At 54.1% G+C, this 25,927-nt stretch carries 4 protein-coding genes; all 4 read right to left on the bottom strand.

The window, feature by feature from the left end:
- Positions 1-63: 63 nt before the first annotated feature.
- Entirely contained in the window at positions 64-18,951 is an 18,888-nt protein-coding gene (locus PAEAM_RS30315) for a non-ribosomal peptide synthetase (RefSeq protein ID WP_100529899.1), read from the bottom strand.
- Between the two features lie 85 nt (positions 18,952-19,036).
- A complete protein-coding gene (locus PAEAM_RS30320; protein WP_100529900.1) occupies positions 19,037-20,770 on the bottom strand; it encodes an ABC transporter ATP-binding protein in 1,734 nt (577 codons plus the stop codon).
- Complete coding sequence (locus PAEAM_RS30325; RefSeq protein WP_100529901.1) at positions 20,767-22,593, bottom strand: ABC transporter ATP-binding protein; 1,827 nt, start codon at positions 22,591-22,593, stop codon at positions 20,767-20,769. The genes PAEAM_RS30320 and PAEAM_RS30325 overlap by 4 nt, the downstream gene beginning before the upstream one ends.
- The gene (locus PAEAM_RS30330) at positions 22,583-25,861 is read right to left on the bottom strand and encodes a non-ribosomal peptide synthetase (protein WP_100529902.1); all 3,279 of its coding nucleotides are present in this window, start codon (positions 25,859-25,861) and stop codon (positions 22,583-22,585) included. The genes PAEAM_RS30325 and PAEAM_RS30330 overlap by 11 nt, the downstream gene beginning before the upstream one ends.
- Positions 25,862-25,927: the final 66 nt, after the last annotated feature.

A 25,927-nucleotide genomic window follows, 5' to 3' on the forward strand; every position in this document is an offset into this window, starting at 1 on the left:
CTGTCATCAGGACCCTCTGTTACATAACTTAAATACCCATTTTCACCCAAGCCGTGTAAAGGATTAGAAAATAATATCAATAGCCTCTAGCTCATCTTGCTCCTGTTCGGATTGCCCGTTCAGGGAAATATCCTTGAGCAGCACCGAAGGCTGTTCGCCAATTTGGGTGATGATCACGAGCAGGTCCTGAGCGAAATTGTCGATCAGATTGCGCGTAAACAACTTCGTTGCATATTCAAACTGCCCGTTCATTCCCTCATCCAGCAACGAAATGACCAAGGTAAGGTCAAATTGGGAAACCGCATGCGTTTCCGGATAAGATTCGATCTGGATATCCCCGAAGTTTTGAACGTTATCTTCCTTCGTTTCCAGCGCAAACATGACATCAAATACAGGATTGCGGCTTTGATCTCGCGGCACCTGCAGCTTTTTCACAAGCTCTTCAAACGGATAATCCTGGTGGTCGTAGGCCCCCAGCATCGTTTCTTTGACTTCGTTCAAGTAAGCAAGGAACGTCTTCTCCCCGGATGGATAATGACGAATCGCCAACGTGTTGACAAACATTCCGATGAGCGGCTCCAGGTCGGCATGTGTGCGGCCTGAAACCGGTGTGCCTACAATGAAGTCTTCTTGTCCCGAGTACTTGCTGAGCAGGATTGAATAGGCCGCCGATAACACCATATATAGGGTAGCACCGTTCTCATCGGCAATGCGCTGCAAGTTGTCCGTCATCTGCTTGTCGATAATGAAAGGCAGCACATCTCCCTCAAAGCTGCGAGCGGCAGGTCTGACAAAGTCCGTAGGTAGCTCAAGCGTTGGCAGTTCACCTTCCAGCATGTCCAGCCAGTAGGCTTCCTGGCGTTTCAGCCGTTCTTTTACAGGTTCGGACTGCTGCCAAGTGGCAAATTCCTTGTATTGAATCCGAAGCGGTTCCAGCGTCTCACCGTTATACAGGCGTAGCAGCTCTTCGATGAAGATACCCATCGACATGCCATCCGTGACGATATGATGAATGTCCAGCATAAGAAGATGACGTTCCGCTTCCCATTCAACTAAGCCCACACGCAGCAGCGGCGGCCGCTCCAAATTAAAGACACGTACAAAGGCATCCGCAATGCTTTTCGTTTCACTTTCCGTCGCCTTTGTATACTCGACGGCAAACTCCAAGTCCGAATAAATCCGTTGTACCGGTTCGCCGTCGACCATTTCGAAGCCGGTTCGCAAAACTTCGTGACGAGCGATTAATCCTTTGAGCGCCGCCTCGAATTGATTCCGCTCCAAGCGCCCGACGAGAACCGTCATGCCGGACATGTTGTAACTAAGCTCGGCCCCTTCCATCTGCTGCTGGATGTACAGCCGCTTTTGCACAGAGGAAAGCGGATAATACTCCCTTTTATCCAGAACCGGAATGGAAAGAAACTCCTGCTGCTCCAATCGGCTAATCACTTCAGCCATCGCTTCAATAGTCGAGTACCGGAATACATCGCGCAGTGGCAGGTCCACGTGCAGCTCCTTGTGCACCTTGCTGACCAGCGTCGTCGCCCGCAGCGAGTGACCGCCGAGGTCGAAGAAGTTGTCCGTCACACCAATCGTAACTGACCCAAGCACGTCCTGCCAGATGGAGACCAGTTTCGTCTCCAGATCGGTGCGCGGCGCCACGTATTCGCGCCCTGCACTTGCTCCCTCTTCCGGCGCCGGCAGCGCTTTCCGGTCGATTTTCCCGTTTGGTGTCAGAGGTAAATGCTCCAGCTCCACAAAGTACGACGGGATCATGTAACCTGGCAGCTCGCTGGAGATCGCTCGTTTCAGGTCGGCCGCCGTCAGTTCGATATCCGTTGTGTAGTAGGCGCACAGCGCCTTTTGACCGTTCGCATCACTTCGAACCAGCACCACCGCTTCGCGTATACCTACCACCCGCAGCAGCTGCGACTCAATCTCACCCGTTTCGATCCGGTAGCCCCGGATTTTCGCTTGATTGTCGATCCGGCCGATGAAATCCACGTTGCCGTCCTCCATCCACCGCGCCAAATCTCCCGTGCGATATAACCGCTCACCCGCGGTGAAAGGGCTGTCTACAAACTTCTCTTCCGTCAGCTCTGGACGGTTCAAGTACCCACGTGCTACGCCAACGCCGCCGATAACCAATTCGCCCAGCACGCCGACTGGCACCGGGTTCAGATGTGCATCCACGATGTAAAACTTCGCATTCAACCACGCTTTGCCAATCGGCACATGGCCTGTCTGCGGCAGTTTCGCCAATTCTTCGTCATAGAAACTGGAGTCGATTGCCGCTTCCGTCACACCATAGGCGTTAATGATGCGGAACGACGAGCCAAACCGCTCCTGCAAGGTACGGTAATCTGCTACACTGCAGCTGTCCGAGCTTGTGATCAACAGCTCCATACCGCTTAACTTTAGCCCCTGCTCATGCACGTATTCCATAAACGGCACGATCAGTGCTGGTGTTGATTCAAAGATCGTCACTTGCTCCCGCTCTATCCAGTAGTGCAGACGAGACGGATCAATCCGGTCGTCCTTCGGTACAATGACCATGGTGCCTCCGTTGTACAACGTCCGCGCAATGTCACCCACGAAAACATCAAACGAGAAGCTTGCGAGCTGCAGCAGTCGCACCGGGAACTGATCCAACCGGTATTCCCGTCGGTAGCCCGCTGCCGTGTTCACTAGGCTGCGATGCTCGATCATCACGCCTTTTGGCTTGCCCGTCGTTCCCGATGTGTAGATCACGTACGCCAGATCCTCCGGACGGGCTTCATGGAAGCTGTCCATACCGACAACATCAACATCATTTGGATAACTCTCGCCACCACCGTTCACAGCCCCCGTTAGCTTGCCGTTGACTCGATCGGGAGCACTGTTGGAGCCTTGGCCAAAGTCCATTGGCACATTGCTTCGTTCCTCGTTGTACGACGTTTCGTCGTCGAGATACAGCACCGTCGCCAGTGCCAGTTCCTCTTCACCGAGCCAGGCTTCGGCACGCTCTCGCAGCGGCGTTTGCGTCAGCAGCACCTTCGCTCCGCTGTCTTCCAGCATGAACCGCACACGGTCCACCGGATAATCCGGGTCAAGCGGCACATACGCCCCGCCTGCTTTCCAGACGGCCAGCACGGCCACCAACAGGTCCACCGAACGCTCAGCGAGAATGCCAACAATCTCCTCCCGACCGATGCCGCTTGCGCGCAGCGTGGCCGACAGACGGTTCGCCCGCTCGTTCAGCTCCACATACGTCAGCCGATCGTTTTCGTAAACGACAGCTTCAGCTTCGGGCGTGTGTTCCGCCTGTTCCTCGAACAGTCGATGGAACGCTGCCATAGGAGCCTGTTCCGGTTGCGCAGGGTTAAACGCGCCGACAATCTGCTCTTTTTCCTCTGCCGTTAACAAGTTCAGCTCGGCAATAGTCGCCGACGGGTTGCAGAGAATGGATTCAAGCAGCTGCAAGTAGTGGGCAGCCAACTTCTCCACCGTTTCGGTTTTATATAGAGCCGTGGCGTATTCAAACAGATATTCCAAGCCGTCCTCAATCTCGGTGACGTCCAAGCTGAGATCGAATTTGGAAACAATTTCTTCGCTGGCATACGTCGACAGATGCAGTCCCGGAAGCTGAATTTCCACATTTTCTGTATTCTGCAAAGCAAACATCGTATCAAACAGTGGATGACGGCGTAGATCACGAGCCACGTTTACCTTATCCACCAGTTCCTCAAACGGATAATTCTGATGTTCAAAAGCACCAAGCGTTGTCTCCTTGATTTCCTTCAAGTAGTCAAGGAACGTTTTACCGGCAGCCGGGTAACTTCGGATGGCCAAAGTATTAACGAACATCCCAATCAGCGGTTGAACGTCGCTATGATTTCTGCCCGCAATCGGCGTACCTACCACCACGTCTTCCTGACCTGAATATTTATGCAGAAGCACGTTATATGCCGCAAGCAGAACCATGTAAAGCGTTGCGCCGTTTTCAGCTGCAAGCCGTTTCAGACCTTCGCTTTTCTCAATATTCATAAACAATTGCAGCGTGCGGCCCTCATAGCTCTGCATAGCCGGGCGCGGATAGTCCGTTGGCATTTCCAGAACTGGCAGTTCTCCGCGGAACATGTCAATCCAGTAGGCTTCCTGCTTGGCAAGTTGCGTTTTCTGCTCGTCCGATTGCTGCCATACTGCATAATCTTTGTACTGAATGCGGAGTGGCTTGAGCGGCTCCCCGCTGTACAAGTGCACAAACTCTTCGATCAGTACGTCCATTGAAACGCCGTCCGATACGATATGATGTGTATCGAACATCAGGATGTGCCGGTCCGGCGCGAGTTCGGCAATGCCCACCCGCAGAAGTGGCGGCTTCGCTAGATCAAACGCACGAACAAATTGGCGCACCGTTTCTTCCGCCTGCTCCCCGCTGATCTGCACATATTCCACCTGGAAGGTGACTTCTTCGTAAATCCGCTGAACCGCTTCGCCTTCAACCATCTCAAAGCTGGTACGCAGCGTTTCATGACGAGCTACAAGCTCGCGGAACGCTTCTTCAAACCGCTGCCGGTTGAGCTGCCCTTCGAGCAGCATAGCTCCCGGTATATTGTAGCTCAGCTCGCCTCCTTCCAGCTGGTTCAAGATATAGAGACGTTTCTGCGCAGAAGAGAGCGGATAATACTCGCTAGGTTCCGCAGCCGGAATAGCCATAAACGAGCCGATCTCCAAATGCTCCATAGCCACAGCCATTTCCTCAACTGTCGAGTAGCGGAATACGTCGCGAAGCGGGAATTGGGCGCCCAGCTCCTTATGCATTTTGCTGACAAGTGTTGTCGCCCGCAGGGAGTGTCCTCCGAGGTCGAAGAAGTTGTCCGTTACGCCTACCGCCTTCTCCCGAACAAGTACCTCCTGCCAAATGGCGGCCAGTTTTGCCTCCAGTTCGGTGCGCGGTGCCACGTATTTGCGGCCTCCGCCTGCTCCCCCTGCCGGCGCTGGCAGCGCCTTCCGGTCAATTTTCCCATTTGGCGTTAGAGGCAATTGCTCCAGTTCGACGAAATACGACGGAATCATGTATCCCGGTAGCTCGCTGGAGATCGCCCGTTTCAAATCTGCCGCCGTCAAGCCTTTTTCCACTGTATAATAAGCGCACAACGCTTTCTGCCCTTCTTGATCTTCCCTGACAACAACGACCGCTTCCTTCACGCCACCTACACTCAGCAACTTTGCTTCGACTTCGCCCGTCTCGATCCGGTAGCCCCGGATTTTTGCCTGGTTATCGATCCGCCCGATGAAGTCCACGTTGCCGTCCTCCATCCACCGCGCCAAGTCTCCTGTGCGATACAGTCGCTCACCAGCGGTGAAAGGACTGTCTACAAACTTCTCATCCGTCAGCTCTGGACGGTTCAAGTACCCGCGCGCCACACTGACTCCGCCGATAACCAATTCGCCCAGCACGCCGACTGGCACCGGGTTCAGATGTGCATCCACGATGTAAAACTTCGCATTCAACCACGCTTTGCCAATCGGCACATGGCCTGTCTGCGGCAGTTTCGCCAACTGCTCGTCATAGAAACTGGAGTCAATTGCCGCTTCCGTCACGCCGTAGGCGTTGATGATGCGGAACGACGAGCCAAACCGTTCCTGTAAGGTTCGGTATTCCGCCACACTGCAACTGTCTGAGCTTGTAATCAACAGCTCCATACTGCTTAACTCTAGCCCCTGCTCATGCACGTATTCCATGAACGGCACGATCAGTGCCGGCGTTGATTCAAAGATCGACACTTGCTCCCGCTCTATCCAATAGTGCAGACGAGACGGATCGATCCGATCGTCCTTCGGTACAATGACCATGCTGCCGCCGTTGTACAACGTCCGCGCGATATCGCCCACAAACACGTCGAACGAGAAGCTGGCGAGCTGCAACAGCCTTACCGGAAACTGATCTAACCGATATTCCCGCCGGTAGCCTGCCGCCGTGTTCACCAGGCTGCGGTGCTCGATCATTACACCCTTTGGCTTACCCGTTGTTCCCGACGTGTAGATGACGTAAGCCAGATCATCCGGACGGGATTCATGGAAGCTGTCCATGCCCACAACATCATTTGGATGACTCTCGCCACCACCGTTCACAGCCCCCGTTAGCTTGCTGTTGACTGGATTGGGAGCACTGCTGGAGCCTTGGCTGAAGTCCATCGGTGCATTCGCTCGGTCTTCGCTGTATGACGTTTCGTCATCGAGATACAGCACCGTCTCCAGTGCCAGTTCCTCTTCGCCGAGCCAGGATTCGGCACGCTCTCGCAGCAGCATTTGTGTCAGCAGTACCTTCGCTCCGCTGTCCTCCAGCATGAACCGCACGCGGTCCGCCGGATAATCCGGGTCAAGCGGTACATACGCACCTCCCGCTTTCCAGACGGCCATCACGGCCACCAGCAAATCGACCGAACGCTCGGCGAGAATGCCAACGATGGTCTCCCGGCCTATTCCGCTTGCACGTAGCGTGGTCGACAGGCGGTTCGCCCGCTCGTTCAGCTCCGCATACGTCAGCCGATCCTTCTCGTATACGATGGCCTCCGCTTCCGGCGTGCGTTCCGCCTGTTGCTCGAACAGTCGATGGAACGCTGCCACAGGAGCCACTTCCGGCTGCACCGGATTAAACACGCCGACAATTTCTTCTTTTTCCGCCGCCGTCAAAAGCTCTAACTCATGTACACGAACATTCGGATTAGCCGCAACCTGCTCCAATGCACGGGCAAAATGACCGTGGATCTGCCTGATGTCTTGCTCTCTGAATGTCAGTGCATTGTACGTAAACCGCAGCAAAATATGCTCTTCTGGAATGACGGTAATGTCCAGATCGTAGTTCGTTTGTTCCGGCGATTGGATATTAGCGATTTTCAGCGCTTCTTGTCCTCCGCCGACAACCTGCTCAATCTGTTCTTCCATCGGATAATTTTCAAAGACCATAATATGGTTGATCAAGTCGCTCTTTTGCTCGCTCAGCGACTGAATTTCGAAGAGCGGGAACGTTTCGTAAGCTCCCGATGTCAGCGCTTGATCCTGGGTTTTTCTCAAAATATCGGCTACCGTCTCCTCGGCTTTGCCTTGAATACGGACGGGGATCGTATTAATAAACAGACCGATCATGCTTTCGATACCCGGAATCTCTGCTGGACGCCCGGATACGACGGAGCCAAATACAACATCTTCGCTGTTGTTGTATACCTGCAGAACCAGTCCCCATACGGTCTGCATAAATGTATTAAGCGTCACCTGATGCTGGCGCGCCACCCGCTCGATTTGCCCAGTCAGTTCCTTGCTGAGTTCCACATCGATCTCAGCTGCTTCAAAAGCGCCCTGCTTCAGCCCTGTTTTCTCCCGAGGCAGCTTGGTCTGCTGATCATAACCCGCCAAATACTCGGACCAGTAACGCGAAGCTTTCGCGGCATCTTGAGCTTCCAGCCATTCAATATACCGAGAGTACGAGGTAACCGGAGGAAGCTCCAGCGTCCGTTGCTCCTGGAACGCGAAGTAGGTGTCGAACACTTCCTTGATCATTAAGGACATGCACCAGCCGTCCAACAAAATGTGATGGTGACTCCAGATCACTTGGTAGGACTCGTCGCCCGTACGCAAAACTGTAACGCGCATCAGAGAGCCTTGGGCCAAATCGAACTTGTTCGCTTTATCCGCGCTAACAAAATCGGCTATCGTCTTCTCCGGGTGTTCATCTCTTGCCGAGCGAATATCTTCAAAGTACACTTCACACTTCCGCTCGCGGAATACCACTTGAATCGGCTCGTCTCTCCAGCCGGTAATAAAATTGGTCCGCAGCGCCTCATTTCGCTGTACCAGCGTATCCAATCCGCGGGTGAAGGCTTCCACATTCAGGCTTCCATACAGATCGAAGGTCACCTGTTCGAAGTAGGCTTCCGAATCGGCATCCAGCAAGCTGTGGAACAACATCCCTTTTTGCAGCGGAGTCAGGGTGTATACATTCTCCAGTTCGCCGAGTGCCGTCGTATGTTCTGACAGCCGCTCCAGTTCCTCCACCGTCACATCTGGAAGCAGTACGTCACTAGGCGTAAGCTCCGGCCGCTCTTTCGATACGCAATGGCTGATGACTTCACGCAAACTCGATTGAAGCAGGGTGCCCAAGCGCTCAACCGTCTCCCGTTGATACTGGGTTTCCCCATAACGGATCGTGAGTTCCAACATGCCTTCCGACACCATACCGTTGATATCGAGGACATAATTCATCACAGCATTCGGGCTTGAATCGGAGCCCGGACTGAACGGAGACGGCTGCGAGCCGCTGCTTTCGTAATCCTGGTCGAATTGACCCAGATAGTTAAAACTGATCTCCGGCTCCAAAACGAAGTGCTCTCCGTCACGCGGCGCCGACAAATAACGCTGAATGCCGTAGCCGATTCCTTTGTTCGGAATGCGGCGCAAGTTTTCTTTCACCTGTTTCACCTGATGACCGAGTGCCTGAGCGTGACCCGGCTCCAGAACGACAGGGAATTGGCTTGTAAACCAGCCTACCGTCCGCGTAATGTCCACATCCGGTAAAAGTTCTTCCCGACCGTGGCCTTCGAGATTCACCAGCACGCGTTCCCGACCGCTCCAAGCTTGTACCGCGAGGCCAAGCGCGGCAAGCAGCAAATCGTTCATTTCCGTATGGTAAGCACGGTGTGCCTGCTTCAGCAGCTGTTCGGTTTCCTCCGCCGTCCAGCGGACGGTCACGAGCCTGCTGTCCTTCAGCTTGGATGTGCCTTGTTCAAAATCTTTCGGAAGCGGCTCATAGGTCAATTGCTCGATATGCTGCCAATACGCTCTCTCGCTTTCCATCGCCGGACCGTTCGCATAATCAGCGAGCTGTTTCGCCCACGTTTGGAATGAATCCGTTTTGAGCGGCAGACGGATCAGCTGCCCTTGCAGCGCCTGCTCATAGCCGGCAGCAAAATCCTCAAGCAGAATCCGCCAGGATACGCCGTCTACGACCAAGTGGTGGATCGCGATCAGCAGATGATCTCCATCCGCACAGCGGAACAAGCCGAGCTTCAGCAAAGGCCCTACCTGCAGGTCAATGCTGCGCTGAAGCTCGTTCGCCTTGGCTTCGATCACCTGCGCGCAGTCCGTCATTCCGCGGAAATCGATCACTTCCAGGCTGTAGAGCTCGCCATCGCTTTCCGCGATGCCCCGGTTCCATGCCGCATACCCGCTCTCGGTCCGGCTGAAGACGAGGCGCAGCGCATCGTGATGCTCGGCCAGCTTCCGCACGGCCTGACGAAGCGCCGCTTCGTCATAGCCTTCCTCCCGGTACAGCATCACCGCCTGGTTAAAGTGGTGCAGATCGGTGAACGACTGCTCGAAGAACCAGCGCTGAATCGGAGTCAGCCCCGTCTCTCCCGTAGCTACCACCTGATCGGCGCGTCTTAAGACCGACTGGAGATACGGGCTTAATTCCGCTACGGTCGGATATTTGAACAAATGCTTAATTTCCAGCTTGTACCCGGCCTGATATAGCCTGGAAGACACCTGGATCGATTTAATTGAATCCCCGCCGAGCTCGAAGAAATTGTCCATCACGCCGATCGGACGACCCGTTCCCAGCACCTTTTGCCACACCGCAACCAACGTCTGCTCCGTCGCCGTCCGGGGCGCCACGTATTCCGTTCCAACGAGCATACTGCTTTCCGGTGCGGGCAGCGCCTTACGGTCGAGCTTCCCGCTGTGTGTGAGGGGCATCCGCTCCAGCTGCACGAAGTAGGACGGAATCATGTACGCAGGCAGATCCTCCGCCAGCGCGCTTCGCAGCTCGCTCGCCGCAAGCGGCTTGTCCGCCACGAAGTACGCGCAGAGCTGCTTCTGACCGGCTTCGTCCTCTCTGGCGATGACAACCCCCTCTTGGACGGACGCCGCTTTCAGGACCTGCGCCTCCACCTCGCCGAGTTCGATCCGGTACCCGCGGATTTTCACCTGATGGTCGATCCGGCCCATATACTCGATGTTGCCGTCCGGCAGCCATCTGGCCAGATCGCCCGTCCGGTACATCCGCCCGCCCGGCGCGAACGGACACTCTACGAATTTCTCCGCGGTCAGCTCGGGACGGTTCAAGTAGCCTCTAGCCAGACCTTCGCCCGCGATGCACAACTCGCCCGGCACGCCGACCGGCTGCAGCGCTGTCGTCCCTTCCTTGACAATATGCAGCCGGATGTTCGAGATCGGCTTGCCGATCGGCACCGATACATACGCCTCTTCCGGTCCGCAATCGTAGTACGAGACATCAACCGTCGCTTCCGTAGGCCCATAAAGGTTGATCAGCTGCGCTTGATTCACGGATGACGAAATCCACTGCCAGAACCGGCTCACATGCGACGTCGCCAGCGCTTCCCCGCTTGCAAACACCCGTTTCAGCGAAGACAGCTTGTTACCCAGATCTTCACTCGGCTGACGCTCGACATATTCGAGGAAGGCGTGCAGCATCGACGGCACAAAGTGCATCGTGGTGACGGCTTGCCGTTCGATCGTGTCCAGAATCGTCTCGGGATTCTTCTCTCCGCCCGGCGGCAGCAAGCAAACTTTGGCCCCCGTCCAAGCCCACCAAAACAGCTCCCACACGGAAACGTCGAAGGTGATCGCCGTCTTTTGCAGAATCGTATCCTTGGAGTCGATCGGGTATGCATTCTGCATCCACAGTAGCCGGTTGATCACCGGACGGTGCTCCACCATGACGCCTTTGGGCTTGCCTGTCGAGCCCGATGTGTAAATGACGTAGGCCAAGTGCTCCGGTCCGCTCGCCGGCTCCAGGTTCGAGCCGTCTTCGTCATACGCGGATGGATCGTTCAGATCGACGAGCGATAGACTGCCAAGTGGCTCTGTCCCGGCAAATGACGCGCTTTCCCGCAAATGGCTCTGAATCAGCAGCAGCCTAGCGCCCGAATCTTCGAGCATGTAGCGGATGCGCTCCTGCGGGAATTGCGGGTCGATCGGCACGTAGGCGCCCCCGGCCTTCAAGATCGCATAGATGCCCACGATCATCTCCAGCGAGCGCTCGGCCATGATCGCGATCGGCTGATCGGCCTGCGCGCCAGAGGCACGCAAGGATCGCGCCAGCCGGTTCGCCCGCTCGTTCAACTCCCGGTAAGTCAGGCTGCTGTCCTCATAGACAACGGCCACCTGCTCAGGCGTTCGCTCTGCTTGCTCCTCGAACAGCTCGTGGATCGTTCTCTCTCTCCACGACTCATCCGCTTCCAAGCCTGGACCCTCTGAGGCGGACTGCTTCGCCAGAGCCGAAGACGACACGGCAAACCCGACCAGCAAATCATGCTTTTCGCTGTCCTTCAAGATATTCAAATCCGAGATCCTCGCACCCGGCTGAGCCAAGATCGATGCCAAAAGCTGCTCGTAATGACCCGCCAGCCGTACCATCGTTTCCTGTCTAAACAACGAGGTAGCGTACTCGATCTTGCAAACCAGCTCGTTACCCTCTTCCACGATATCCAGGCTAAGATCAAACTTTGCTCTCTTTTCCTCGATGTCAAACAGCGACCATTGCAAGCCTTTCAGGGCTAAATCCAGGCTTTCGTGCTTTTGCAAAGAAAACATGGTGTCAAACAACGGATTCCGGCTTAAATTCCGGCTCACCTGAAGAGCTTCTACCAGCTCCTCGAACGGATAGTCCTGGTGCTCGTAGGCTCCAAGCGTCGTTTCCTTCACATCCTGCAAGTAATCCAAGAACGTCTGCTCTGCCGTCGGACCCAAGCGAAGGGCCAGCGTATTGACAAACATACCGATAATTGGTTGCAGGTCGGCGTGAGAACGAGCGGCAATCGGAGTGCCGACTACGATATCTTCCTGTCCCGCGTATTTATGAAGCAATACGGAGTAAGCAGCCAGAAGAAGCATGTACAGCGTCGCCCCCGAATCTCCGGCAAGCCGTTTTAGAGCTTCGCTTTTCTCCGCATCCAGCGCAAACGTGAGCGTTTGACCATCAAACTGCCGGACGGCTGGGCGGGAAAAGTCAAGAGGCAGCTCAAGAACCGGAAGCTCGGAGCTGAATACCCCGCGCCAGTATTCCTCCTGCCGTTTGATACGCTGACATTGCTCGTCGGATTGCTGCCAAACGGCGTAATCCTTGTATTGAATCCGCAGCTCCGGCAATTCTTCCCCATTGTAAAGCCCCACAAATTCGCGTAGTAGCACGTCCATGGAAAGACCGTCGGAACCAATATGATGCATATCCAGCGCAAGCAGGAATTTCTCTTTCTCAAGTATGATCAGCAGGGCGCGTAGCAAAGGCGGCTGGGTCAAGTCAAAAGGCTGAATGAAGCCTTCCAGAATGGCCGCGACCTGATCTTTGCTTGCTTGAAGCTTCTCGACCTTGAAATCTACGAGCGGATGAATACGCTGAACCGGCTCTCCATTCACGATTTCAAAACCGGTGCGCAGCATATCGTGCCGGGCCACCAAAGTAGTCAGCGCCTTTTCCATTTTGGCCTCGTTCAAATTCCCTTTCAATTGCAAGGCGCTCGGGATGTTGTAATTCAGCTCCGAGCTATCTAGCTGGTGCAGGACATACAGCCTTTTTTGCGCAGAGGAAACTGGATAGTACGCTTTCTCTTCCGCTTTTGGAATCGAGCTGTGCTGCGATTCTTTCAAGCTGGCAATAGCCTCTGCCATCGATTCTACCGTCATATAGCGGAACACATCGCGCAGCGGAAGTTCAACGTTCATTTCCTTCCGAATCTTGCTGACAAGGTTTGTCGCCCGCAAGGAATGCCCTCCGAGCTCAAAGAAATTGTCCAGGACTCCAATGCCGGAGTAACCCAGCACTTCCTCCCAGATCTTCACAAGCTGGGACTCCGTAAGGTTACGAGGGGCTACGTATTCGACGCCCGTTTGCAGACTACCTTGCGGCTCCGGCAGCGCTTTGCGATCCACTTTGCCGTTAGACGTCAGCGGCATGCGCTCCAGCTGCACGAAATACGACGGGATCATGTATCCCGGCATTCCCTGTGCCAGCGAGGTTCTCATTTCGCTGACTGTCAGCGCCCGGTCTGCAACAAAATAGGCAACAAGTGCCTTCTCTCCCTCGTTGTCCTGACGGGCGAGCACCACCGCTTCTTCCACGCCCTCCACGTTCAGAAGTTGCGTCTCGATTTCGTCCAGCTCGATCCGGTACCCGCGGATTTTGACCTGATGGTCGATCCGGCCGAGGTATTCAATGTTGCCGTCCGGCAGCCATGCCGCCAAGTCGCCTGAGCGATACAGTTTTTCCCCCTCCGCAAACGGGGAATCAACGAACTTTTCCGCCGTCAAATCCGGTCGATTCAGGTATCCTCTTGCCAGGCCTTCACCGGCCACGTACATTTCGCCTGCTACGCCGATCGGAACAGGACGACGGTTTTCATCCAGAACATACACGCTCAGCGTCGGGATCGGCTTGCCGATATTACTCTTTGCCGCCTCCATCTCGATCCATGTAATTTCCTTATACGTCACGTGAACCGTCGTCTCGGTAATACCGTACATATTGATCAGCTTTGTCTCCGGGTACTTCGTCTTGAAACCCTTGAGCAACAGCGGGCTGAGTGCTTCGCCGCCGAAGATGACGTTGCGAATCCGCAGATTGTACGGATGATCCGCTAAAACCTCACGTAGCAGTTGGTAGAAATATGTTGGCGTCTGGTTCAAAATCGTGACCCGTTCGCGGCTCAGCAGTGCCAGGAACTCGGCTGGATTTTTCGCCGTAAGTGGCGGTACGATAACCAGCTTTCCTCCATTCAGAAGTGCTCCGTACATCTCCCAGACGGAGAAATCGAAGCAGAACGAGTGGAATAACGTCCACGTGTCGGACGGCCCAAAGTCGAACAGGTTCTTGTCGTTGAACAAAAGGCGCACGACGTTTTTATGCTCAATCAACGTGCCTTTGGGTTTGCCGGTCGTTCCCGATGTGTAGATGACATAAGCCAAGTTACCCGGGCCAGAAATTGGTTCCAGATTCGAAGCGTCCAGTGCATCAGCGGAGTCCGCCCCTTTGTGGCCCCAAACGAAATCGTCCAATTCAAGGCGCGTTCCTGCGAAATCGGTCTTCTCATGCAAATGCTTTTGAATCAGCAATAACGGTGCGCCCGAATCCTCAATCATGAAGCGGATGCGTTCCTCCGGGTAGTCGGGATCGACAGGCACGTAGGCTCCGCCCGCTTTGAGAATCGCCAGAATGCCGACGACCATATCAAGTGAACGTTCGGCCAGAATCGCTACCAACTGATCCGCTTCGACTCCTGTCTCCCGCAGCTTACGTGCAAGGCGATTGGATCGCTCGTTCAGTTCGTGGTAGCTCAGCTGCCGCTCATTCATGACGGCGGCCACGTTATCCGGGTAAAGCTTCGCCTGCTCTTCGAACAAGCCATGAATCGTCTGCTGACGCGGGTAGTCTGCCTCCGAATCATTAAAACCGCGCACCAGTTCACGGATTTCCTGCTCGGTTAGCATTTCCAGCGAAGCAATATCCCCTTCCGGCGCTGTTGCGATAGTTTCGAGTAGCTTGTCATAATGTCTGGCGAACCGTTCCGCGGTCTCCTGTTTATACAAAGCCGTAGCGTACTCCAACCGGCATTCGAGCTGGCCATCCAGTTCCGAAATGTCCAGAAGCAGCTCGAACTTGGACGTTCGGTTTTCCAACGGATAAAACGATTGCTCCAGCCCCTCGATGACAATTTGCTCATTCTCCGTATTTTGCAGGGAGAAGAACGTATCAAAGATCGGATTCCGGCCGGTCGCGCGCGGAATGTGAAGACTTTCCACCAAATCTTCGAACAAATAATTTTGGTGTTCAAAAGCCCCGAGTGTGATTTCCTTCATTTCTTCCAGGTACTTAAGGTACGGCTTGGAACGCTCCGGATGGCTGCGAATGGCAAGCGTGTTGATAAACATACCTACGATTGGCTGCACTTCTTCCTGCGTTCTTCCGGCAATTGGCGTTCCCACGATCAGATCTTCCTGACCCGAATATTTATGCATAAGGATCGAGTAAGCAGACAACAGCACCATGTACAGGGTCGTGCCCGTCTGTGCGGCCAGTTCTTTCAGCTTTTCCGTCCGTTCTTTCCCAATATCAAACTTCACGGTCCGGCCGTCAAAACTTTGCACCGCAGGCCGCGGGAAGTCCGTCGGAAGTTCCAATACAGGCAGCTCGCCCGACAGCTGTTCCAGCCAGTACTCCTTCTGCGGCTGGATCAACTGCCCGTAGGCTTCGGAATGCTGCCAAACGGCATAATCTTTGTATTGAATACGCAACGGAGCCAGCTCCTCACCACGATACAGGCGGCTGAACTCGTCGAAAAGCAATGCTGTCGAGATGCCATCCGAGACGATGTGATGCATATCGAACAACAGGATGTGGCGATCCTCGGCGACTTCGATCAGGCCGATACGAAGAAGTGGCGGCTTGGTCAGATCAAACGGGTGATAGTATGCTTCCACCACATGGTCCACTTCTAGCTCGCTCGCCTGGAAATAATCTACAGCAAACTCCACCTCGTCATAGATGCGCTGCACAAGCTCGCCTTGAACCTGCTCGATCCCGGTACGCAGCGTCTCATGGCGCTGAATCAACGCCCGGAATGCGTACTCTACGCGCGTGCGGTCCAGCTTGCCTTCGAGAAGAAGCGCCGCCGACATATTGTAGCTACGCTCGGCCGCGTCAAGCTGGCGCAGGACGTACAGACGCTTTTGCTCGGATGAAACCGGATAGTACTCGGTCTCTGCCGCCTTTGTAATCTCATAGGTTTCCTGCTGCTTTAAACCGCTAATTCTTTGGGCAAGCTGTTCGATCGTGGTGTAGCGGAAAACGTCCCGCAGCGGAACCTCGACTTGTAGCTCTTTTCGAATCTTGGAAACAAGCGCGGAGGCCCGCAAGGAATGACCACCCAGGTCAAAGAAATCGTCTTGGACTCCAACTCGCGCAATACCAAGCACCTGCTGCCAAATAAGAGCAAGTCTTGTTTCCAGCGTTGTGCGAGGAGCCACATACTCACGGCCGGCTTCTATCTCTCCGGTCGGCTCAGGTAGCGCTTTACGGTCAATCTTGCCGTTCGGTGTGAGCGGAAGCTGATCAAGAGACACCAACCGGGCCGGAACCATATGCGCAGGCAGCTCTTGTTTCAATTGGGACAGCAGATCGCTCAGTTGCAAGGAAACATCCCCCGCCACGTAACCGCACAAATACTTTTGCCCCTGCTCATCCGTACGGTCAGTCACCACAGCCTGCTTGACCCCCGGGAAACTGAGCAGGGCCGTTTCAATTTCGCCGAGTTCGATCCGGAACCCGCGAATTTTCACCTGATAGTCGATCCGGCCGATGAAGTCAACGTTGCCGTCTTCCAGCCAGCGGGCCAAATCTCCTGTCCGATACAGACGTTCTCCAGGCACAAACGGGCTGTCTGCAAACTTCTCGGTGGTCAGGTCCGGACGGTTCCAATACCCGCGCGCCACCCCGGCGCCGCCGATGACAAGCTCCCCCGGAATCCCTATAGGAACCGGCTTTAACCCGGCATCTACAATGTAAAACCGGGCGTTCAGCCAGGCTTTGCCGATCGGCACATGACCCAACGATGGCAGCTTGTCCAGCGGCTCATCGTAAAAGCTGCTGTCAATGGCCGCTTCGGTAACGCCGTAGCTGTTGATGATGCGGAATTGTCCGCCGAATCTTTCCTGCAGCAATCGGTAATCGGTGACACTGCAAGCATCCGAGCTGGTAATCAGCAAATGCATGGAGCTGACGTCCAGCCCTTCTTCATAAATATGCTGCATGAACGGCAGGATAAGCGCAGGCGTCGATTCAAATACCGTAATGTTTTGCTCCCGAATCCAGCCGTATAAGCGGTTCGGATCAATCCGGTCATCCTTTGGCACAATTACCATCGTTCCTCCGTTATACAGCGTCCGCGCGATGTCTCCAACGAACACGTCAAACGAGAAGCTCGCCAGTTGCAGCAACCGCACCGGGAACTGATCCAACCGGTACTCACGGCGGTACGCATCCGCCGTATTCACGAGACTACCATGCTCGATCATGACGCCTTTTGGGCGTCCCGTCGTACCGGAGGTGTAAATCACATAAGCCAAGTCATGTGGGGCACTGTCAGCGGATTCAAATTCCACGGCTGAGGTATCCCCGTTATACATCTGTTCATCGTCCATCGCATAGACAGCTTGAAGCTTCAGCCGGTCATCGGCCAGCCAACCTCCGGCCCCCTCCAACAGATGACGCTGGGTAAGCAGCACCGATGCTTCGCTATCGCTGAGCATGTACTCAATCCGCTCCGCCGGATAATCGGGGTCCAGCGGTACATAAGCTCCGCCGGCTTTCCATACGGCGAGCACACTGACCAGAAGTTCCACCGAACGCTCTGCCCAGATCCCCGTAATCGTCTCCCTTCCCACTCCCTGTTCACGAAGGAGCGCAGCCAGCCGCTCAGCGCGTTTGTTCAATTCGCCGTAAGTCAGCTTTTTGTCCATGTAAACAACTGCCGGGTGATCCGGAATGTCTCGGGCAAACTTTTCGACATACCGATGAAACGCTATTCCCTCGCTCAGTGCTGCCACCGGCGGGTTAAGCACGTCCAGAATACGGTGTCTCTCCTCATCGCTCAACAGAGAAATCTCGCGCACCCGCAGTTCGGGAGTCTCAAGAAACTGGTCCAAAACGGTTACATACTGTTCCATAATGCGATCAATCTCGGTCGTCTCGAACAGGCCGGTACGATAGGAAGCATGGAGAATGACATGGCCTTCATTCAGCATATGGTCGAAGCGCAGCAGTAGATCGTCCATCTCGTGTCTAGCAAAGTGAGCCTCCAGACGTACCTTGATTTCTTCGTACTCCACGATTTTCAAAGGCAGATATTCCAGAGACGTACGGAACAACTCCGAAAGATCGTTGCGGCCGTGTTGTTCGCGTAAATCCTGAATCAATTGGTTATAAGGATATTTCTGATGCCGCAGATCCGCCGTATTTTCCTTGGAAACCGTTTGGATCAAGGAAAGCACGGACCCAACTGGATTCAGACTAATCCGCGTAGCCACGGTGCTGACGAACATACCGATCGTTTCTTTTTCCTTCTTGCTGGTGCGATTGGCAAACACCGTGCCGACTGGAACATCGGTGCTGTCGGTCAGCTTATACAATAAGACGTACATGGCGGACAAAAATAACGTATATAAACTAACCTGATATTGTTCGCTAAAAGCCAGAATGCGGTCATAGCGGGAACCATCCAAAGTGATGGAACGTTTATTCGATTCGCTGCCAATCGAGAATGGCGGAACCGATTTAATGCCGCTCGTTTCAGGCAAAGTCTTGTACTTGGTTAGCCAATATTCCTTGCCTTTTTGATAACGCTGCGATTGCTCATACTCATGCTCAGTTGAAATATAATCCAGATAGGATGGGGCCTGATAACTGCTGAAGATGCCATTGCGCAGTTCCAGGTATTTTTCCATCACCGCATGCAGCAAAGCAGTGACGGACAAGCCATCGGCGATGAAATGATTTATAGTCAAATTAAGCCATACTTGGCCGTTCGCAAAATGGATCATCGTAAATTGATAGAGGTGTTCGTCGAACACACTCGCCGGTTTTTCGGTTACTTCTTTCACCCAAGCATAGAATTGTTCGGTTGTGCCTATTTCAAGGTGGCTTATCCTGGTTTGGACATTCTCCAGCTCTTCGAACCACTGCGTTGGATTTTGCATATCCCCGCTAATGCGGATTCGGAAAGCGTCATAGGTTTTGACAATCTCTGCCGCCGCTTGCTCAAGCAGCTTGGTGTCGATCTCGCCCGTAATCTGGTAGGTCGCGGAAAGCATCGTGATGGATGTGCCCGGATTCATAATTTCCATGAACCATATCCGGCGCTGGGCTTGCGTTAATCCATATTGCTTGTTCGTATTCTCTCTCACATCGACACACTCCCGTATTAGAGATTGTTTGTAGATAGGCTTTATACCTGAATATCAGCAGGAAGCCGCCCGCCGAAAAGCGGGTCTAGCCGTACAGCCGCGCGTAATAACCTCCGAGCGCCAGCAGGTCCTGATGGCGGCCCCGTTCCACGACCGTTCCTTGATTCATGACCGTAATCAAATCCGCATGTTCCACAGTGCTGAGACGGTGGGCAATCAAAATGGTGGTGCGCCCCTTCATCAATACGTTCAGAGCTTGCTGTACCCAATGCTGGGATTCGTTATCCAATGCAGAAGTCGCTTCGTCCAGCAGTAGAATCGGGGCGTTTTTGAGAATCGCCCGGGCGATCGCAATTCGCTGCCTTTGTCCACCTGACAACGACGCTCCTCTCTCTCCCACCGGCGTTTTATACTGTTCAGGAAGTTCCTGAATAAAATGGTGAGCGTACGCCGCTTTGGCCGCTTCAACCACTTCTTCATCCGTTGCATCCGGGTTGCCATAGCGGATATTTTCCTCAATCGTGCCGGTAAACAAAAACGGTTCCTGCGGAACGTATGCAATCTGCCTGCGGATTTCTTCCAGCGTGTAATGTCCGAACGGTTTGCCCTGGAGCAGGATATCTCCGCTGTCCACAGGATAAAAACCGAGCAACAGCTTGATCAGCGTACTTTTGCCGCTGCCGCTGGCTCCCACGATCGCAGCGACCTGACCAGGAAACACCTGCATAGACATGTCGACAAGCACCTTTTTATCTGCCTGATAGGAAAATTCCACATCGCGAAACTCCACCGCAGCCTCCGATACAAGCTCGCTATGAGAAGATCCCAAACGCTCCGGTTCCTCTTCCTCGCTTAGTACCTCTTGAATCCGGTGAGCACCCGCGAGCGAATTTTGGGTCATCGACAGAACCATCCCCAGGTTCAACAAGGCGTGCGTCAGATTCACTTGCAAAACTGCCAGAGCGGCGACGCTTCCCATTCCCATCAATCCGTAGGCATAAAGAAGACTGCCGATGACGATGATGCCGCAGAACGTGACGTAGCTGATAAAATGGTTCACCGCAGCCTGCATACCGTTCTTTTTCGCCGTTTGCCGAAGCGTTTGCGTCATTTGTTCGTTCAACGCCTCGTACTGGCCGTAAATCGTGCGGATGCGAAACAGCTTCACAATTTGAATGCCGCCCATAAAATCTTTAAATTTTTCGGTCATTTTACCGAGCGTACGCAAGCCTTGTTCGGACAAAGCGCGGATATCCCGTGCAAATTTCAGGCTGACCAGAGAGGACAGCAGCAGAATGACGAAGGATACGCCAGCAAACCGCCAATCAATCACCGCCATAGAGACAATGGAGCCGATGCAGAAGACAACTTGAAGCAGCAAAACGAAGTAAACCTGCGAGAATGTAAACTCAACGGTCGTTACGTCGTTGTTCACCCGCGACAGCAAGTCCCCATGGTGGTTCTGCTCCAGGAATCTCGGCCGCACCCGGCACAGCTTGTCATAAAGACGTTTGCGGATATTCAGCACAGTCAGCTCGACACTGCGCTGGTATAAGTAAATGAACCAGGGAGAAATTATATTTTCCAGAAACAGGGCCACGCCCAAAATAACAAAAGCTTCCACCATCAGGGACGTATCTCGGGACACGGCGAAATCAACCAAGTTATGTACGACCAAGCTGAAGGCGATTAGAAACAATGTCTGGGTGAGCGCCGTTACAGCAAGGCCAATCGCGTACTGGGTTTTGCGCTTGCGGTTCATAAACGTCAGCAAGTAGCCGAGTTCTTTCACTTGTGATAGCCTTCCGCCCTTTTTCATGTGTACGACACCTCCCTGCGTTCGGCAGACTCGGTAAACTCCTGGTAATACGACTGGGCGTACAGTCCCTTCCTCTCGAGCAATTGTTCATGAGTGCCCTTTTCGACAATACTTCCTTGTTCCATAACCCAAATTTCATCGGCGTTTTGTACCGTAGAGAGCCGGTGGGCAATAACCATGGTCGTTCTCTTCTTCATCAATACGCCCAACGCTTCCTGAACCGCGCTTTCCGACTCCGGATCAAGTGCCGACGTGGGCTCGTCCAACAGCAGAACGGGAGCATCCTTCAGAAACGCCCGAGCCATTGCAATGCGCTGGCGTTGCCCACCGGACAAAAACCCGCCGCGCTCTCCGACATACGTCTGGTAACCGTCCTCAAGCTGCATAATGAAAGAATGAGCCTGAGCGGCTTTGGCGGCTTCGATAATCTCGTCCATCGACACTTCTTCCCGCCCATAGCCGATATTTTCGGCGATCGTACCGCTAAACAAATATGAATCTTGGGTTACCACGGAAAAATGCGACCGAAGCTGCTCTGGATCTGCACCGTGGATCAGGCTTCCGAACACGCGGATCTCGCCCTGATCCTCCGGAAGTGGATAAAAGCCGCATACCAGCTTAAACACCGTGCTCTTTCCTCCGCCGCTCGCTCCGACAAGCGCAATCGTCTTGCCTTCCGGCACCGAGAAGTTAACATTCCGCAGAATCGGGGAATTCTCTTCATACCCGAAGGTTACGTTCTGAAACTGGATGGGGGCGGCGCTCGCTTTTGGAAGCAAACGGCCATTTTCCGTTTCGGTCGGCTGCTCGACGATTTCGGAGACCCTTCTCAGGGCACCGGTCATTTCGAACGTGCGCGTGATGAGCTCGGGAATATGCTCCAGCGGCTCCAGACACAGATTAAGCAAGTACAGGAAGGCGATCAGTTCTCCCGCGCCTAGCTGCCCGTTGTAGATCAAATAGCTTCCGTAACTGACGGCGAAAATGATCGGGCTAATCATCAGCGTAGAAAGCAGCGGGTTGACCCAGGCTTCTCGCTTTTTCACGGCCAGCTTTTTTTGAGCCGTCAATTGCAGCAGCACTTGGTAGGAGCGAGATAACATACCGGATAACAGGTAGCTTTTTACAATAGGTATCCCCCCAAGCGTATCCTGGAGGTTGACATTCATTCGGCCCATGTTCGCCTGGGCTTCCTCCGTCAACTGTTCCAACTGCTTGCCGATCCATTGGGAAACCAGCAGTGCTAAGGGAAATAACAGCAGGCTGTACAGCATTAGCTCCCATTGGAGATACATCAAATAAGCGAAACAGCCGATAAATAATAGCGGATGATAAAACCACTGGGCGAGGTCCCGAATCATAAATTGCTGGATGAGCTGCAGATCATTGTTGATCCGCGACAACACGTCGCCGGAGTGCTGCTTTTCCAAATAGGGGACCGGGAGTTTGCCGATATGACGCATGACATGGTTGCGGATATCCTGCACCGCAGAGGCACTGCTTCGCTCCACACCAAAGCTCATGAAAAACTTCGCCGGCACACCGATCAAGATGACCACAAAGACCGTGTACACGATCTGCAGAACGATAGGCCCCGCCCCATTCTCGGCCTGTGTGGTCAGCTGCTCGACCAAACGTCCCGTCCATATCTCAATAACCGCGGCGGCAATTGCGGACAGGATACCGACGATCATCCAGCCTTTGTGACGGCTTACATAGGACATCAGCCAGCGGAATGCTTTCCAGGTGGCATAAGCGGTTCGGCGCTTGGAAGGCGCCGCTGTGCCTTGTCCTTGAACAGACGTCTGCCGGTCAGCTCCCATGCAGGACCCCTGCCTCCGCTTCGATCTGCTGCTTGATTTGCACTAAGATGTCACGGATGACAACGGCCGTTTCGTCCACGCGCGATAGTTCCAGTAACTCCTCGTGTGCGCCCTCCAGCCGGTAATCGGCGTAGGCTTGCGTCGTTGCCCTCTGCCAGGACGGCAACTGGTGCTCCAGGCGGAACGCTTCACTGTCCTTCGCAATCAGTTCGTAAATCCGGGCAGTTATCGTTCCTGAATTAATAAGCTGCGCTTCGTACGTCAATGTGGCTTTGATCTTCCGATGAACACGCTCTCGCACGAGCGGATTGCTCATTAATTCCTTCTCTTCTTCGTCGAAATCCGCAAGCATCTCTTCAAGCTCTTTCTCAGACGTTTCATAAGGTGTGAGTGTGTCCTTAATCCACGAGTCCACCATGAGCACGTCCGTTACGGAATACCCTCTTCTTTCCATCGATTTGGCTACCTCGAACGTCAGGTTGCCTCCGAAGCAGTAACCGAGCAGCACGTAAGGTCCTTCAGGCTGGATACGAACAATCTCATCCACATAACGGTTCAGCATGGCCTCGTAATCGATGACATCGTCGATAAAATCAATGCCGTAAAGCACGAATCGGCCGTCTAGTCTGCTTGCAAGCTCTCGGTAACCGATGCCGAAGCCGCTGCCTGGAGGGAAGCAGAACACGTTCAGATCCCCTGTTTTATTTAGCTTAATGAAGGAGTCTCCCCCTTTATCCAGACCCAGATCTTCCTCTCCAAAAGCCATGGCTTCAACGGTTACATGATGGAATTGGCGATTCAGCGGTATCTCGATGCCCGTTTCATCGTAAACGGCTTGAACGAGCCTAATCAGACTTAAGGAATTGCCTCCCAGCTCAAAAAAGTTATCCTTTACGCCAACCTGTTGAATGCCAAGTGTATCCTGCCAAACACGGACAATCTTCATCTCGAGCAGCGTTCTCGGCGCGACATATTCCGTTCTTCCAGTGGCGGCTTCCTCTGGCGCGGGTAGCGCTTTGCGGTCGATTTTCCCGTTCGGAGTCAGCGGCATCCGCGAAAGCTGCACGAGGTACGAAGGAATCATATATCCTGGAAGCTGCTTGGCGAGCTGCTCCTTGAGTTCATGCGCCGCCAGCCTCGTTTCCGCAACGTAATAAGCAACAAGCTGCTTATGGCCGTTTGCGTCGTCGCGGGCGAGCACCGCCGTTTCTTGCATGGCGGCGATCTTCAGCAGCTGCTCTTCAATCTCGCCGATTTCGATCCGGTAGCCGCGGATTTTCACCTGATGATCGATCCGCCCCCGGTATTCGATGTTGCCGTCCGACAGCCAGCGGGCGAGATCTCCCGTCCGGTAAAGGCGTTCTCCCGGCGCAAACGGATGTTCCACAAATTTCTCTGCCGTCAGCTCCGGTTGGTTCAGGTAACCTCTCGCAAGCCCCACGCCTGCCACGCACAGCTCTCCGTCCACTCCAGGAGGCACAAGCTGCAGGTGGGCATCCAAAATGAAAATCCGGTGATTGGACAGCGGGCGCCCGATCGGAATAACTCTGCGCTCCGGCTGCTGCTCAACCGCATCCCAAAGCGTCGTAACAATCGAAGCTTCGGTAGGCCCGTAAGCATTGAAATAGTGGACCTTCTCCTTCCACTGCTGCACAAATTCGGCCGATACCGCCGAACCTCCCGTTACAAGCTTCGTTAAGCTGGGAAGGCGGTCCGGGTTCAAATATGCGCTGTACGTCGGAGGCAAAATCGCCGCCGTAATCGCATGCTCGTTCATATAACTCTCGAACAGGCGGTTATCGAGAATCGTCTCGGCCGTCGGGATGTACAAAGTCGCGCCAAAATAGAGCGCTTTGAACACTTCCCAGCAGGACGCGTCGAATGACAGGCTGGCGAATTGAACGATCCGGTCATGCTCCGTGATGCCCAGCCTGTCCGCGAACATCAGCTTTAAACTGACCAAACCACGATGCTCCAGCATGACCCCTTTGGGTTTGCCCGTCGTACCTGATGTATAGATGACATAAGCCAGATCATTCGGACCGCTGGCCGGCTCCAGATTCGAAGCATCCAGCACACCAGTGGATTCCGCCCCGCTATCGCCCCAAACAAAATCGTCTAATTCAAGGCGTGTTCCTTCAAAGTCGGTCTTCTCGTGCAGATGTTTTTGAATCAGCAATAACGGTGTGCCTGAATCCTCGATCATGAAGCGGATGCGCTCCTCCGGGTAGTCGGGATCGACAGGCACGAAGGCTCCGCCCGCTTTAAGAATTGCCAGAATGCCGACGACCATATCAAGCGAGCGTTCGACCAGAATTGCTACCAGCTGGTCTGCTTCTACTCCTTTTTCCCGCAGCTTCCGCGCAAGGCGGTTGGATCGCTCGTTCAGCTCGCGGTAGGTCAATTGCCGCTCGTTCATGACGACGGCCACGTTATCCGGGCGATGCTCCGCCTGTTCTTCGAACAAGCCATGAATCGTTTTCCCCCGCTCGAACTCGGTTTCGGTGTCATTAAATCCCTTGAGCAGCATCTCCCTCTCGACTGGGAACAGCATATCGACTTGTCCAAGCTCCAGATCCGGCTGAAATAAAAGCATGGACAGCAACCGAACAAGATGGTCGGCCGCCTGCTCCATAAATGCCCGCTCGTACCGCTGTCCGTCAAAGCTTATTTCCAGCTTGATGGAGTCGTTTTGGCGGTCGAAGCGAAAAACGGTATCAGCCGCCACACGGTTACCCAGCAGTCCCGGATGAATCGGGGCGAAGGATGCGATGGTGTTGACGACCGGGAGGCCATGCCCCGTATAGTTCAGATGGAGCGGCTCCACCATTTTTCGAAAAGGCAGGTGCTGATGCTCCAGCGCCTCGCCGATGGAGCCTTTGATGCCCCCAAGTAGCGTTTTCAGCGTAGTCTGGCTGCTTACCGATGTCTTGATCACGAAGATGTCATGCGGCGGCGTCTCGCTCTGGTCTGCGCTATACGAAGGCATGCCGACCAGCACTTGGTCCCGCCCGGTATATTTGAACAGCAGGCTTTTGACTCCTGCCAAAACAATCATGTACAGAGCCAAATCCGAACCGCTGGCGAGGCCAATGATTCTCTCCGAGAGTTCGCTCGGCAGAGTACGGTGAAGCAAGTCCGGCTCTGCCGCAGATTCCCCGCCCTCGAATAATTTGGAGGATTGACTGTATGGAAGGAAGCTCAGGCTATCATCTGCGTCAAACTTGCCGCTCCAGTACCGTTCTTCCTTTTCAAATAAAGATTTCATTCGTACCTCCCCTAAAAATGAAGTGACCGCATACCCCGACGCAGGTCTGAAAAGGCTTGCTTTCAA

Origin of the sequence: Paenibacillus sp. GM1FR (assembly GCF_002803315.1) — a bacterium.
GTDB classification, from domain to species: Bacteria; Bacillota; Bacilli; order Paenibacillales; family Paenibacillaceae; genus Paenibacillus; species Paenibacillus amylolyticus.